We start from the raw sequence: 13,816 nt of genomic DNA, 5'->3' as shown, positions 1-13,816 counted from the left end.
TAGGTACCTTCGTTATGTTGAAGCACTCCGACCAGAATACCGAGCCGGCGGCCCGGTCTCAGCCTGCGACGCCACGCCTGATGCCTCTACGTGAGGACCATCTACCCTGTGCGGTCGGCCTCTCATCCGCGTTGGGGTGGCCGTACCGGGAGGCGGATTGGCGCTTCGCTTTCGATCTTGGCGCGGGTCTCGCAGTGGAAATGGAAGGGCGGTTAGTGGCAACAGCATTATGGTGGCTGCAAGGTGAGACCCATGCCTCGATGGGCATGATCATTGTGTCCCCAGCCATCCAGGGCCAGGGTATCGGGCGAGCCCTGATGGATCGACTGTTGCAGGAGACAGGTGGGCGAACGCTGATCCTCAACTCCACCCACGAGGGCCTGGCACTTTACACTCGGCTCGGCTTCATCGCTCATGGGCAGGTCAACCAGCACCAGGCGGTGCTGGAGCTCGCGCATCACTTCGTCCCTTATTCAACGCACATACGCGCCATGCTGGTGGGTGATGAACACGCGGTGCGACAACTGGATCTAGCAGCGACAGGCCGTGATCGCAGCGCATTGCTGAGTGCCTTGTTCGAGGTGGGAAGCATCCTGGTCGTCGATCACGGCGCGGGGGTGTCAGCTTACGGCTGTTCACGCGAGTTCGGCCGTGGCGTGGTCATTGGTCCGGTGATTGCCGGTGGCACCGGCGCGGAGGCGTCTGCCAGAGCTGTTATTACCGCACTCGCTGACGCTCATCGAGGCCGTTTCGTTCGTATCGACGTCACTGAAGACAGTGGCTTGTCGCAATGGTTGGCCGACCAGGGCCTGCCCTGTGTTGGTCATGCGACGCCGATGGTGCGCGCGACGCAATCCCCTGCTTGTCCCACTGGGACTGACGCGCGTTTATTTGCCCTCTCCAACCAGTCGATTGGCTGACGCGGGCACTTACTCAAAGCTTTGTACGCGCGAATCGATGGCTCACCTCAGATGATGGAATGCCCCTTATGAAACTGATGCCCTATTGGCTGGATACCGCCCCTGAATTTGCCGCCGGTGAACGTGATTCACCCAGTGGCGAGGTCGATGTTGCGATCGTCGGCGCCGGGTTTACCGGTTTGTCTGCCGCCATTGCACTGGCCAAAAAGGGCGCTAATGTGGCCGTCTTCGAGGCCGGTCTGGTTGGCAATGCCGCCTCCGGCCGCAATGGGGGGATGTGTAACAACGGCTTTGCCCAGGATTACTATGCCTTGTCCACCGCTATCGGACGCGAGCGCGCCAACCTGTTGTATCGCGCTTTTGACGCAGGGGTCAGCAAAGTGGAGTCGCTGATTGCGCAAGAGGGCATCGACTGCGATTTCAAACGGGTCGGCAAGCTCAAGCTTGCGGCGAAACCTGAGCACTTCGACAAGCTGGCCCGGTCGCATGCACTCATGGAAAAGGAATGCGATCCCGACACGTACATGCTGACCCGCGAGCAATTGAGCGGCGAAATCGGTTCCGACCGTTATTTCGGAGGTCTGGTCTTCGCTAAAAGCGCTGGCATGCACGTTGGTCGATATGGTCAGGGCCTCGCGGAGGCTGCCGCTCGGCGGGGTGTGCGAATTTATGAAAACGCCCCTGTTCTTGGCCTCACGCGTCAGACCGGAACTGTGCACCAGGTCAAAACGCCACGCGGCGAAGTGCGTGCCAAGCAGGTACTGTTGGCGACCGGGACGTCTGCGATAGGGCCGCTGGCGTGGTTTCGCCGGCGCATCGTGCCCGTTGGTGCTTTTATCATCGTCACAGAGCCATTGTCCGATGAGCTGCTTGGCCGCCTGATGCCACACCGGCGCATGATCACCGATACGAAAAATTTCGTTAACTACTTTCGGGTCACTCCCGACAATCGTTTGTTGTTTGGTGGGCGCGCGCGATTCGCAATGTCAAACCCCGCTTCCGACATGAAAAGTGGCGTTATCCTGCAGAAATCGCTGATTGACGTCTTCCCAGAGCTAAGTGCTACGCGCATCGATTACTGTTGGGGCGGCATGGTCGATATGACACGCGATCGCCTGCCTCGGGCCGGTGAGCACGACGGACTGTTCTACTCCATGGGTTACAGCGGCCACGGTACTCATATGTCGACCTACATGGGCGCGATCATGGCCGAGGTGCTCGATGGGCGTGCCGATCTTAATCCGTGGCGAGACTTCACGTGGCCAGCCATCCCCGGGCATTTTGGAAACCCATGGTTTCTGCCGTTGGTAGGCGCCTACTACCGGTTTCAGGACTTGGTACGCTAGGTCGCGTCCAAGCCCCTCACGCCGACTCAGTCACGTCAGACACTCACTCGGAAAACGTGCACCAAAAACGCAAGTGCGTCCATGCGTGGTGCGATCCGCAAAATCTGCTGAGGGCCATTCTGAAAACGGTGGTTTGTGCCAGGATCGCCGCAATTTCAATCGGTTCAGGAGGGGCTCGTGATGCTGTAATCGGTTCCACGCCGTTGCTTTGATGTTGGCGTCACCGTCGTTGGTGTTTGCAAGACGTTCCGGTAAACCGGAGCACTTCATCCTTCTTCTATTCGGCAGGTACAACTGATATGACTGACATCAAAGTAGACTCCACACTAACCAGCGGCCAGGAAAGCTTGCGCATCTTTGAAAGCCTCAGTCGTGGTATTTCTCGTCGAAGCGCCTTGCAAATGTTGGGCGTAGCCAGTGTCGCCGTCGCAGGGACCGGCAGTTTATTCGGTGCCGCCGGCAAGCTCCTCGCCGATGAAGCGGCGGGACCCGCAAAAGGCAAGCCGGGTGGGCGGATCCGGGTCGCCGGCATGAACAGTTCCACCGCCGATACGCTGGACCCAGCCAAAGGGTCCGGGTCTACCGACTATACGCGGCAGTTCATGTTTTATAACGGGCTGACCCGTTTCGACAGCCACATGGTGCCGCAATTGGAGCTGGCCGAGCGTTTCGATACGACCGATGCCACGCTCTGGTTGATCACCTTGCGCAAAGAAGTGACGTTTCACAACGGCAAGCCTCTGACCGCCGCTGACGTGGTGTTTTCGTTATTACGCCACAAGAACCCCGTCACGGGCTCCAAGGTCCTGCCTCTGGCGGAGCAGTTCAGCGAGGTCAAGGCGACAAGCCCTACCGAAGTGCAGATCCGTCTCAGCGGGCCCAATGCCGAGCTGCCTTCGATCCTGGCGGTTTCGCATTTCCTGATCGTTCCCGAAGGCACTACCGACTTTAACCTGGGGATAGGTACCGGCCCGTTCAAGGTCAAGGAGTTCAAGCCTGGTATGCGTTCCGTTGCCGTGCGCAATCCCGGCTATTGGAAACCGGGTTTGCCTTACCTCGATGAAATTGAATTCATCGGGATCGCCGACGAACCTTCAAGGATCAATGCCTTGTTATCCGGCGATGTGCAGATCACCAACGAAGTCGATCCGCGTTCAACCGTGCGCATTAAGGCCAGCGGTAAGCACCAGGTGATTTCGGCGCCGTCGGGCAACTACACCGACCTGATCATCCGTCAGGATCAAATGCCGGGTAAAAGCGCGGAGTTTACTCAGGCGATGAAATATTTGCTTGATCGTGAGCAGATCAAGTCTGCAGTGTTTCGTGGCTTCGCTGTGGTCGGTAACGATCACCCGATTTCCCCGGGTGCGCGCTACTACAATGCTGACTTGCCGCAGACCGCCTACGATCCGGAAAAAGCCAGGTTCCTGCTGAAAAAGGCCGGCATGGAGAGCATCACTATGCCGCTGATCGCATCGCCTGCCGCCACCGGCTCGGTGGACATGGCGGTGCTGTTGCAACAGTCGGCGAAACACGCCGGGCTCAAGCTCGACGTCAGCCGCTTGCCGAGCGATGGCTATTGGTCCAATCACTGGATGAAGCACCCGTTAAGTTTCGGCAACATCAATCCACGACCCAGTGCTGACGTGATGTTTTCGCAGTTCTTCCAGTCGAGCGCGCCTTGGAACGAATCCGCCTGGAAGAACGATCAATTTGACCAACTGCTGCTGCTTTCCCGTGGTGAAACCGACGACGCAAAACGCGGCAAAATGTACGCGGACATGCAGACTCTGGTGCATGATCATTGCGGAATCGGTATTCCCGTATTCATCAGTAACATCGACGGCATCGATCAGCGCGTCAAAGGCTATGGAAGCAATCCACTCGGCGGCTTCATGGGCTTCATGTTTGCCGAGCAAGTTTGGTTGGACGCATGATTGACGCCACGGCAAGGAACGCAGCTGCCTGGCGTTTCTGCGCTGCTCGTCGCGCAGATGACGATCAGGCCGCGGCCTCCCGAAAAGAACGAACGATGGCTTCAAGCATCAGCCCGGCTGTTCTGCTCCCCCCTTGCGGCTCCCGCACGACGGCGAACACCGGTCGCTCCACGATGAACTCTTGCAACGGCAGACGGAACAAGGCGCCGCTGTCGACCCAGGGTTGGGCGATATGGTCGGGCACGATGCCGACAAAACCGCCGCTGAGCAGCAACTGGACCGTTCCTTCTACATGATGGGCGAGGGTTCTTGCGTTTTGCAGAAAGCTCGCCGGTGCGGTGTCCTGTACCAAGTAGCCACGACGCACGTAGTGCGCGGTCTGTTCAACAATCCGGCGCGCCTCGGCCTCGCTTTTGCCGAACGCTTCGTGGTCCCGTCCGCAGTACAAGGCGGACGCTTCGGAGCCGATCACCTGATAGCTGAGGGCGGGCAGGTCTGATTTGCAGATCGTCACACCCACGCCGGCTTTTTTTTCAGCGACAGCGCGCTCCACCGCATCCGGCGGAGCGACCCCGATACTGAGATTGACCAACGGATAACTGCGACGAAAGTGCTTCAGTGCGGTGGCGATCGGGTTGCTAGGCGTGAACGTACAGTGATCGATCAGCCACAGGCTCAGGTCGCCTTTAACCTCGGCTTTCGAACTGGCCAGTGTGTCGCGAAATTCATCGATCGAGTCGAGTAAGCGCAGCACCGCGGTGTAGGCGACTTGTCCTTCTTCGGTCAGTTGGAAACCGCTGCGACCTCGATGGCACAGTTGACTGCCGAAGCGACTCTCCAGGTCAGACAATTGCCGGCTGATCGCCGAGATGCCCATTCCTGTCGCTTCTTCAGCTGCCGACAGCCCCCCGCACTCGACAACAGCCTTGAACAGCCGCCAGTGTTTCAAGTCGATGTCGTGTAACGGTGGGACCGAGGCAGTGTTCAAAGTGGAGGCTCCAGGTGCGGGGAGTAGAGCACGCGGGCCGGTCCGGGTCGCGCGCTCAGCTTTTGATGTGTTTTACACCAAGTCATTCGATCAGCGAAGTTGGCCATCCAAATAAATCAGGGTTTGCGCCAGAACGCGAGTGCCGTCCAGCAACTGCTTCGGCTCCAGCCATTCTTCGGGGCAGTGGCTGCGCCCGTTGAGGCAGGGCACGAACACCATGCCCATGGGGCCGGTGGCCCCAACGTAGACTGCGTCATGCCCGGCGCCGCTGGGCATGGTCATGTGTGGCAAGCCTAACTGTTCAGCCACTTCGCTGACGGCCTCGATGACAATCGTCGAGCAGTCCGTAGGATCGGCATAGGTCAACGGTACCGATTCGACAGTCAGCCGAAGGTCCGCCAGCACGGCGGCACAGCGTTCCAGCAGGTGTTCGGGAAATTCGAGCAGTACTTGTTTGGAGTCGCTGCGCACCTCCAGCACCATTTCGACTTTGCCGGGCACGGCATTGGGCACATTAGGGCTCACATCCAACCGGCCAACGGTCGCCACCACGTAGTGTGGGTTGCCGCTCATGTCGGCGGCCATGTTGCGCGCTTCGCGAATCAGCTCCGCCGCGCCGACCAGGGCGTCACGCCGCAGATCCATGGGCGTCGTGCCCGCATGATCCGGCAAGCCATGCACGGTGATTCCGACTCGGCGAATACCCACGATGTTGGTGACCGACCCAATGGGCAACCCCCGACTTTCCAGAACCGGGCCCTGCTCAATGTGCAGCTCAACGAACGCGGCAGTGCTACCGGGTTCCCGCAGTGCCTGGCCGAGGCGTTCTGGGGCGCCTCCGATGCGGGTCATCGCCTGTGCCAGGCTTTCACCCGCGCGGTTTTTTGATGCGAGCATCTCGGCAGTCAGAAGCCCAGCAAATGCGCGACTGCCGACGCAGGAAATGCCATAGTCACTCGGCTCCTCGGAGAGAAAATCGATCACCTGGAACGGGTGGCGCAAGCGTTGGCCGGCGTCTTTCAACGCGTGGGCGACTTCCAGCGCCGCCAATACTCCGATAATGCCGTCAAACCGACCGCCCCCGACCACCGTGTCACAGTGCGAGCCGCTGATCAGCGGCTTCAAATCAGCCTCACTGCCGTCAAGCTGGCCGATCAGATTGCCACCGGCGTCCAACGTCACGCTCAGGCCCGCGGACTCGAATTGCGCCTTAAGCCACTGCCTGGCCTGCTCAAACTCTGGGGAGAAAGCGCGTCGGGTCCACTGCACGTCCGGCAGCGTAAAGCTCGACAGTGTATTGACCCGGTTCCAAAGACGTTCGATGTTCAGTTCCAATTGAGGTTCGGTCATGTCAATACGTACCTGTCGTCAGTGCGCGCGGGCGCAGGAATTGGCCATAGCCGGCGTTGTTGAGAATCTGCCCCTGGTCGAACACGCACTGGCCACGGCAGTAAGTCGTCTTGACCCGGCCTGTAAAGGGCATGCCTTCAAATGAACTCCACTTCACCGCGCTCAGGCTGGTAGAGGGGTCGTAACGATACTGCTCGTCGGCCAGCACGACGAAGTCAGCGTCCAGGCCGAGTACGAAGTCGCCTTTACGGTTATCGAGCAAAAAATGCCTGGCCGGATTGCGACTCAGCTGTCGAACCACCAGCGATGGCGACAGGCCGCGCGCCATGGCGCCGGTCCAGAATGCTGGCAGTAGTGTCTCCAGTCCCGGTCCACCCGACGCGTTGCGAAACACGTTGGGATTGCCTTTACGCTCCAGCCCCCAACTGACGTGATCGGAGGACACAAAAGTGCAGCGCTCCTGGGCGATGTGCGCCCAGAGCTTGTCGGATTCGGCTTTGGGCCTGATCGGTGGGTAATGCTTGGTTTTGGCGCCGAAGCGTCGCGTGTGTTCTTCATGGTTGAGCATCAGGTACTGAATGCACGTCTCGATGCTCGCGTGGTGTCCGGCTTGGCGATACATTTCGCACAACTCAAACCCACGGCTGGTTGAGACGTGAACCGGATGGGCGCGTGCGCCGGTCTGCGCACCGATTTCATAAATCAACGCGGTCGCCAGGTCCTCCACCAGCGGTGGATGGGCGCGCAGGAACGCATCCCAGCCGGTATCGCCGGCTTCGACAAGGCGGCTGATATTTTTACGCGTCATTTCCTGCATCTGGTTGTGGACGCCACAAACCAGGCCCGACGGCTTGATCAGGGTGAACAATTCCGCCAGCAGGTCCTCCTCGATGCGTGGAAAACGGCCCGGCGCCGCTTCAAAGGTCGAGAACTTGAACGCACAGGCACCGGCTTCGATCAGCCCCGGAATGGCCGCGAGGCCGTGGGTTTCATTGACAGTGGCAAACAGGCCAACATCAACGTGGCAGGTTTCCTCGACTTCCTGGGCTTTACGCAGCAGTTGCTCGGCGCAGGCTACCGGTTCCGGGTCGTCGTAAGGCATGTCCACCATCACGGTGATGCCTCCTGCGGCAGCGGCACGGCTGGCCCAACCCAGTCCTTCCTGATTGGCCTGGCTTCCCGAATGGACCTGGCCGTCGATGACGCCGGGTAAGATCCAGTGTCCGCGTTCATCACGCGTGGTTTTGGCGGCAGGCGGCTCACCGGTGCCGCGCGCAGCAATACGTCCATCACTTATGGCAAGCCAGCCATTTTCGCAGGTCTGTTCACTGTCGACGATACGTCCCCGCACCACCAGATCGAAATCACTCATTTGTCAGCCTCGTCATCGGGTCAATCCGTAGGCAGTGAGTATCAGCAGGGTGTGCGGAGCCATCCATGCTGCGAATGACAACTTCACTTGCTGTTTTTTGCATGGTTCTGCGCTCAGCGGATTTGAATAATTCGAGCCATACCAAAGGAAGCCTCTCCAACAGGCTTTCGCATTTACCTCAGCGAGAGTGGCCTTACATGACTCAGCAAAAAGCCAAACAAATCATGGCTGCGCGTGGCAGTACCCTGCGGTGCAAAGGATGGAAGCAGGAAACCATTCTGCGCATGCTCGAAAACAACCTTGAAAATGCTGAGGACGCCTCGCGTCTGACTGTCTACGGCGGTATCGGCAAGGCTGCACGCAACTGGGAAAGCTATGACGCGATCGTCGAGTCGCTGAAAAACCTGGAGAACGATGAAACCCTGGCCATTCAGTCGGGCATGCCGGTGGCCGTATTCAAGACCCATCGACTGGCGCCGCGAGTGGTCATGGCCAACAGCAACGTCATCAAGGCCGACTGGCCGAAGTTTTACGACCTGAGCGCACAAAACCTGACGGCGTTTGCCTCTTACACCGCCGGGCCGTGGCAGTACATTGGCAGCCAGGGCGTGATTGAAGGCACCTTTGAAACACTGGCGCTGGTAGCCGATCGACATTTTGACGGGGCATTGAAGGGGCGTATTTTCTTCACCGCTGGGCTGGGTGGCATGGGGCGTTCGCAGCCCTTGGCCATGACCATGCACGGCGGCGTGAGTGTGACCGTGGAAGTCCGCCAGCAAAGCATTGTGGAGCGTCTGGCCAGCGGTTATGCCGACGTTCAGGCGGCGTCCTTGCAGGACGCCATCGACATGGCCGAGAGCGCCAAGCGGGAAGGGCGGGCACTCTCCATCGTGGTGCTGGGCAATATGGTCGACGCGCTGGAGCAGGCGCTCGACTGTGGCTGGAAGCCCGACATTGTCACCGAAATGTGCCCGTGCCATGACCCGTTCGCGCTGATTCCTTCCGGGCTAACGCTGGAGCAAGCCGCAGCATTGCTGGAGACCGACCGCGAGGCCTACATGGCGACGTCGCGCCAGTCGATGATCCGTATCGTGCGCGCGATGACACGCTTGCAAACAAACGGCTCGATCGTGTTCGAATACGGCACCTTCGTGCGCAAGGAGGCGGTGGATGCGGGGATGTCCAAGGAAGAAGCCTTCGCCTATCCAGGCTGTATCGCCGAGTACGTGCGGCCGCTGTTTTTCCTGGGGCGTGGGCCGTTCCGCTGGACCTGCGTGTCCGGCGAAATCGCCGACCAGCAGCGTCTGGATGACCTGGCCCTGGAGATGTTCAAGGATGACAGCCTGGTCACGCGCTGGATCAGCACCGCGCGGTATCGGTTGCCGATAGAGGGGTTGCCTGCGCGCATCTGTTTCCTCGGTTTTGGCCAGCGCCGCGCATTCGGCCTTGCGGTCAACGCATTGGTACGTTCGGGCGAGCTGGCAGGGCCGGTGGCTTTTTCCCGCGACAACCTGGATACCGGCTCAATCGCCAACCCAGCCTTTGAAACCGAAAACATGCTGGACGGCTCGGACGCGATTTCCGACTGGCCTTACCTGAATGCGCTGCTGAATGTGTCGGCGATGGCGGACCTGGTGGCGATTCAGTCCAACGGCACCATGGGCATCTCGGCGCACACCGGTGTCACGATGATCGCCGACGGTTCGGAGGAGGCCGATCTGCGCCTGGATGCCTGCCTGACCACTGACGCAGGGATTGGTGTGGTACGCCATGCGCAAGCCGGTTACCCCATGGCCAAGACCGTGTCCAGAGGCGAGGGTCCGTTGACCGACAACGCGATTCAAATACCGCTCTGGTGGTCCCCTCACGCCACTCAGCACCGCGCGTAAAGGACATCGTCATGGCCCTTCTTCATTTGATCGAGCAGGTTCGCGTAGTCGGCATGGGCGGTTCGACCGCCCAGGTGATGGATGTGTTGATCGACGGTGATCGCTTTGTCGGCCTGGCACCGCGAATCGATCTGTCGACGGTCAATCTCGAAGAGCGTACCGATGGTCGGGGCAAATTGCTGATACCAGGACTGATCAACGCTCACCATCATTCTCATGATCGTTTCGATAAAGGGCGTTTCTCCGGGATCCCCCTGGAGATCTGGATGGGCCTGTACAACCCACCTTCCTATCGACGTGGCTGGACAGCGCGCGAGGTGTACCTGCGCACCTTGCTCAACGGTATCGAGATGCTGCGCAATGGCATCACCACGGTGGTCGATGACATTCACTTCGGTGGCCTGCTGGAACCGGAAGTGGTGCATGCGGCATTTCAAGCCTATTCAGACCTCGGCATTCGCGCCGACGTCAGTGTGGCGTGGTCCGACAAACCATTTCAGGAGGGCATTCCCTACCTGGCCGAGCGGTTGCCCGACCCACTTAAAGGCAGTGTCTCGGCCCAGGCTGCGGATCGGATGCTGGAGCATTGGCAGGAACTGGCGCGCAGCTGGAGCGGCCGGGTGCGCTTTGTATTCTCACCGTCCGGCCCGCAACGCTGCAGTGCCGATTTTCTGCAGAAAACCTGGGCACTGGCCGAGCAATACGACCGCCCGGTGCTGATCCATCTCCTGGAAACCCGCATTCAGGCGCTCACGGCGGCGAAGTTCTATGGCAAGCCAATGACCGTGTACATGGACGACCTGGGGCTGTTGACACCTCGTAGCGTGCTCGCGCATGGCGTTTGGTTGTCAGCGGCTGAACTCGACCTGATCGCCGAGCGCGGCGCCAGCGTGGTGCACAATCCCGCCTGTAACCTGAAGTTGGGCAGCGGTGTGGCGCCGATCGCCGAAATGTTACGCCGTCAGGTGAATGTCGGTCTGGGCACCGACAACAATAACGGCAATGACCTGAACTCGATGTTTGACGCCATGCGCCTGGCAGCGCTTTCCAACGCACTGCTCGATCAGGACGCGGCCTGCCCGGTTGATGCACTGCAGGCGTTCAACATGGCCACGCTCGGTGGCGCCAACGCCATCGGGCGCGGTACGCAGACGGGGTCGATCGAGGTGGGTAAGCAAGCCGATTTCTGTTTGCTCGACCTCAAGACCAGCGCCTTTACGCCGCTCAATGATGCCTTGACGCAACTGGTCTTTTGCGAACAGGGCAACGCTGTGCGCGATGTGTACGTCGGCGGTCGCAAGCTGGTGGATCACGGCAGGATCACGCGTATCGATGAAGAGGCGTTAATGCTTGAGCTGATGGACTGCATGCCCACTTTGCAAGGGCGGATTCAGGGCGGCCAAAGCGCCAGCGAAACGCTGCGGCCGTATCTGGAGGGCGCCTATAACGATTGCCTGACCGATCCGCAAATGGCGGGTATGCGCCATTCGATCAACCAATTCGACCGATCCAGACGCGGCGCCTGACCCGTCTGGTCTGTTTCCACTCATTTACGAACAGCGAGAAAAACCATGAGCACAGTACAGAAAATTGTCCCAGGCGAAACCCGTATCGCCACCTGGCGTGCCATTTACAACGGTGCGCCGGCGCGGCTTTGTGACAGCGCCCGTGCCGGTATCGAGGCGGCGGCGAAGATGGTCGACACGTTGGTCGATAGCGGGCGCGCGGTGTATGGCCTGAACACTGGGTTCGGCAAACTGGCCAATGTGCGGATCAGCGATGCCGACCTTTGCCAGCTGCAAAAAAACCTGGTGATGTCGCATATGACGGGCTACGGCCCAGCGCTGGATGCCGATGTGGTACGTCTGGTCATGGCCTTGAAAGTTGCCAGCCTTGGACGAGGTGCCTCGGGGGCGCAATACGGCACCGTGGCACTGCTGGAAGAAATGCGCGAGCGCGGTGTCATCCCGTTTATCCCCGCCCAGGGTTCGGTGGGGGCCAGTGGCGATCTGGCGCCGTTGGCGCACATGACCGCCGTGATGATCGGCATGGGTCAGGCCTGGCACGAGGGCGAGTTGCTCGACGGTTCTGAAGCCCTGGCACGCGCTGGCCTCACGCCGATCGTGCTGGCCCCGAAGGAAGGCCTGGCCTTGATGAACGGCACTCAGGTATCGACGGCCCTCGCGCTGACCGGCCTGTTTGCCCTGGAAAACGCCTTCATGGCGGCCATTGCAATCGGTAGCATGACCACCGAGGCGCTGGCGGGTATTGCCAGTCCGTTCGACCCGCGTATCCAGGCACTGCGTGGTCATCCGGGCCAGATCGCCGTAGGCGCTGCGTTCAAGCGGCTGTTGGATGACAGCCCGATGCGTGCCATTTCCCAAGCGTCCGGCAAGGTTCAGGACCCCTACAGCATTCGCTGCCAACCCCAAGTGCTGGGGGCGTGCCTGGACCTGATTCGCAACGCCAGTGTCACGTTGGAGATCGAGAGCAACGCTGCCTCTGACAACCCGCTGATTTTCGTGGAAACCGGTGAAGTTATCTCCGGCGGTAATTTCCATGCTGAGCCGGTCGCCTTTGCGGCTGACATGTTGGCGATCGCTATTACCGAGATCGGCAACCTGTCCGAACGTCGTTGCAACCTGCTGCTGGACCCAGGCTTCTCCGGGCTGCCGCCAATGTTGACGGTCGATGCCGGCTTGCACTCGGGCTACATGACGGCGCACATCTCGGCCGCGGCCATGGCATCGGAAAACAAACAGCGCGCCACCCCGGCCTCCATCGACACCATCCCTACGGCGGGTAACCAGGAGGACCATGTCTCGATGGCCACCCATGGCGCGCGCCGTTTGCTGGAAATGACGTGCACGTTACGCGGGATTCTCTCTATCGAGGCGCTGTGTGCGGCCCAGGGTCTGGACCTGCGCGGCGGCAAGTTGTACAGCGCACGCCTGGCGCCAGCCGTCGAGTGCATTCGCGCCAGCGTGCCGGCGATGAATGTAGACCGACCGATCGCGCCGGACATGGCCAGCGTGGCCGAGTTGATCCGCAGTCGTGAGCTGGTCAACGCCTGCCCGGACCTGCTCAGCCTGTTCTAAGTGCTCCACCCAGCGCCGGCCTGTGCACCACCGGCGTTGGACAATAACAATGACATCGCTAATCCCTGAAATCTGCCAACTACCACATAGAGAATAATCATGAACAAGAATCTCGTTGTAGCTTGCGTAGTATTGCTTCTGAGTTCCACTTGGGCAAAGGCTGCGGATGTACTGCGCATGGGCGTCGACCCGACGTATCCACCACTGGAGTACCGCGACCCGCAGGGCAAAATGATCGGATTTGATATCGACCTGGGCGACGAAATCTGCAAGCGCATGGCGGTCAAGTGTGAGTATGTTCAAAGCAGCTTTGACGGACTGATCCCGGGCTTGCTCGCACGCAAGTTCGACGGGGTACTGTCGAGCTTGTCCATTACCGAGCAACGCCTGAAGCAGATCGACTTCAGCAGCAAACTCTCTAACCCGTCGACACGATTGGTGGCGCGCGATGGCTCTGGTATCACGCCGACAGCGGCGGGGCTCAAGGGCAAGACCGTGGGTTATCAGCAAGGCACCATTCAAGAGTCTTATGCCCGTACCTACTGGAAAGTGCCAGGCATCAAATTGCAGGCCTATGCGAGCCAGGACCAGGTGTACGCCGACCTGCTGAATGGGCGTATCGATGCCTCCTTGCAGGATGAAGTGCAGGCAACCTATGCCTTTTTGCGCACCGACCAGGGTAAAGGCTACGCGTTTGCCGGCCCGATCATTGTCGACGACAAAGTGTTGGGCAGCGGCACTGCGATAGGCGTTCGCAAAGAAGATCAGGCACTCAAGCAGCGCATCGACGATGCCATCGCCGCAATGCTGGCTGACGGCACGTATCAGAAGATCGCCGCCAAGTACTTCGACTTCGACATCTACGGCGGCTGACGGCGAGTTTTGTCCCGGTCATGACCGCGTGTCGCAGTCATGA

General features: G+C 59.8%; 10 protein-coding genes. 7 read left to right on the top strand and 3 right to left on the bottom strand.

The genetic code is table 11. The features are described from left to right. The first annotated feature begins 14 nt into the window (after positions 1 to 14). The 3 genes from BLV67_RS05860 to BLV67_RS05850 all read left to right on the top strand — a co-directional run bounded on the left by BLV67_RS05860 (position 15) and on the right by BLV67_RS05850 (position 4,203). The gene (locus BLV67_RS05860) at positions 15 to 920 is read left to right on the top strand and encodes a GNAT family N-acetyltransferase (RefSeq protein ID WP_083269408.1); all 906 of its coding nucleotides are present in this window, start codon (positions 15 to 17) and stop codon (positions 918 to 920) included. A gap of 68 nt (positions 921 to 988) precedes the next feature. Then, positions 989 to 2,266: an NAD(P)/FAD-dependent oxidoreductase gene (locus BLV67_RS05855; protein WP_069787713.1), complete on the top strand. Its 1,278-nt coding sequence runs from the start codon at positions 989 to 991 to the stop codon at positions 2,264 to 2,266. Positions 2,267 to 2,565: 299 nt separating this feature from the next. Next, entirely contained in the window at positions 2,566 to 4,203 is a 1,638-nt protein-coding gene (locus BLV67_RS05850) for an ABC transporter substrate-binding protein (RefSeq protein WP_069787712.1), read from the top strand. A 64-nt stretch (positions 4,204 to 4,267) separates the two neighbouring features. Here BLV67_RS05850 and BLV67_RS05845 read toward each other — a convergent pair whose 3' ends face one another. The 3 genes from BLV67_RS05845 to BLV67_RS05835 form a co-directional block, all read right to left on the bottom strand. Beyond that, positions 4,268 to 5,191, bottom strand: coding sequence for a LysR family transcriptional regulator (locus BLV67_RS05845; RefSeq protein WP_074854419.1), 924 nt, complete (start codon positions 5,189 to 5,191; stop codon positions 4,268 to 4,270). Positions 5,192 to 5,281: 90 nt separating this feature from the next. After that, a complete protein-coding gene (locus tag BLV67_RS05840; RefSeq protein ID WP_069787710.1) occupies positions 5,282 to 6,541 on the bottom strand; it encodes a Zn-dependent hydrolase in 1,260 nt (419 codons plus the stop codon). A 1-nt stretch (position 6,542) separates the two neighbouring features. Then, the gene (locus tag BLV67_RS05835) at positions 6,543 to 7,913 is read right to left on the bottom strand and encodes a dihydroorotase (protein ID WP_069787709.1); all 1,371 of its coding nucleotides are present in this window, start codon (positions 7,911 to 7,913) and stop codon (positions 6,543 to 6,545) included. Positions 7,914 to 8,110: 197 nt separating this feature from the next. Between BLV67_RS05835 and BLV67_RS05830 the strand changes: the two genes are divergently transcribed. The 4 genes from BLV67_RS05830 (at position 8,111) to BLV67_RS05815 (ending at position 13,773) form a co-directional block, all read left to right on the top strand. Next, the gene (locus BLV67_RS05830) at positions 8,111 to 9,802 is read left to right on the top strand and encodes a urocanate hydratase (RefSeq protein ID WP_069787708.1); all 1,692 of its coding nucleotides are present in this window, start codon (positions 8,111 to 8,113) and stop codon (positions 9,800 to 9,802) included. Positions 9,803 to 9,813: 11 nt separating this feature from the next. Then, complete coding sequence (locus BLV67_RS05825; protein WP_069787707.1) at positions 9,814 to 11,328, top strand: amidohydrolase family protein; 1,515 nt, start codon at positions 9,814 to 9,816, stop codon at positions 11,326 to 11,328. Between the two features lie 45 nt (positions 11,329 to 11,373). Then, entirely contained in the window at positions 11,374 to 12,900 is a 1,527-nt protein-coding gene (hutH, locus tag BLV67_RS05820; protein WP_069787706.1) for a histidine ammonia-lyase, read from the top strand. Between the two features lie 99 nt (positions 12,901 to 12,999). Then, entirely contained in the window at positions 13,000 to 13,773 is a 774-nt protein-coding gene (locus BLV67_RS05815) for an ABC transporter substrate-binding protein (RefSeq protein ID WP_069787705.1), read from the top strand. The last annotated feature ends 43 nt before the right edge of the window (positions 13,774 to 13,816 follow it).

Origin of the sequence: Pseudomonas salomonii, assembly GCF_900107155.1 — a bacterium.
Taxonomy (GTDB): domain Bacteria; phylum Pseudomonadota; class Gammaproteobacteria; order Pseudomonadales; family Pseudomonadaceae; genus Aquipseudomonas; species Aquipseudomonas salomonii.
Note: the sequence above shows the minus strand (reverse complement) of the source record. Positions and strands in the feature narration are given on the sequence as shown.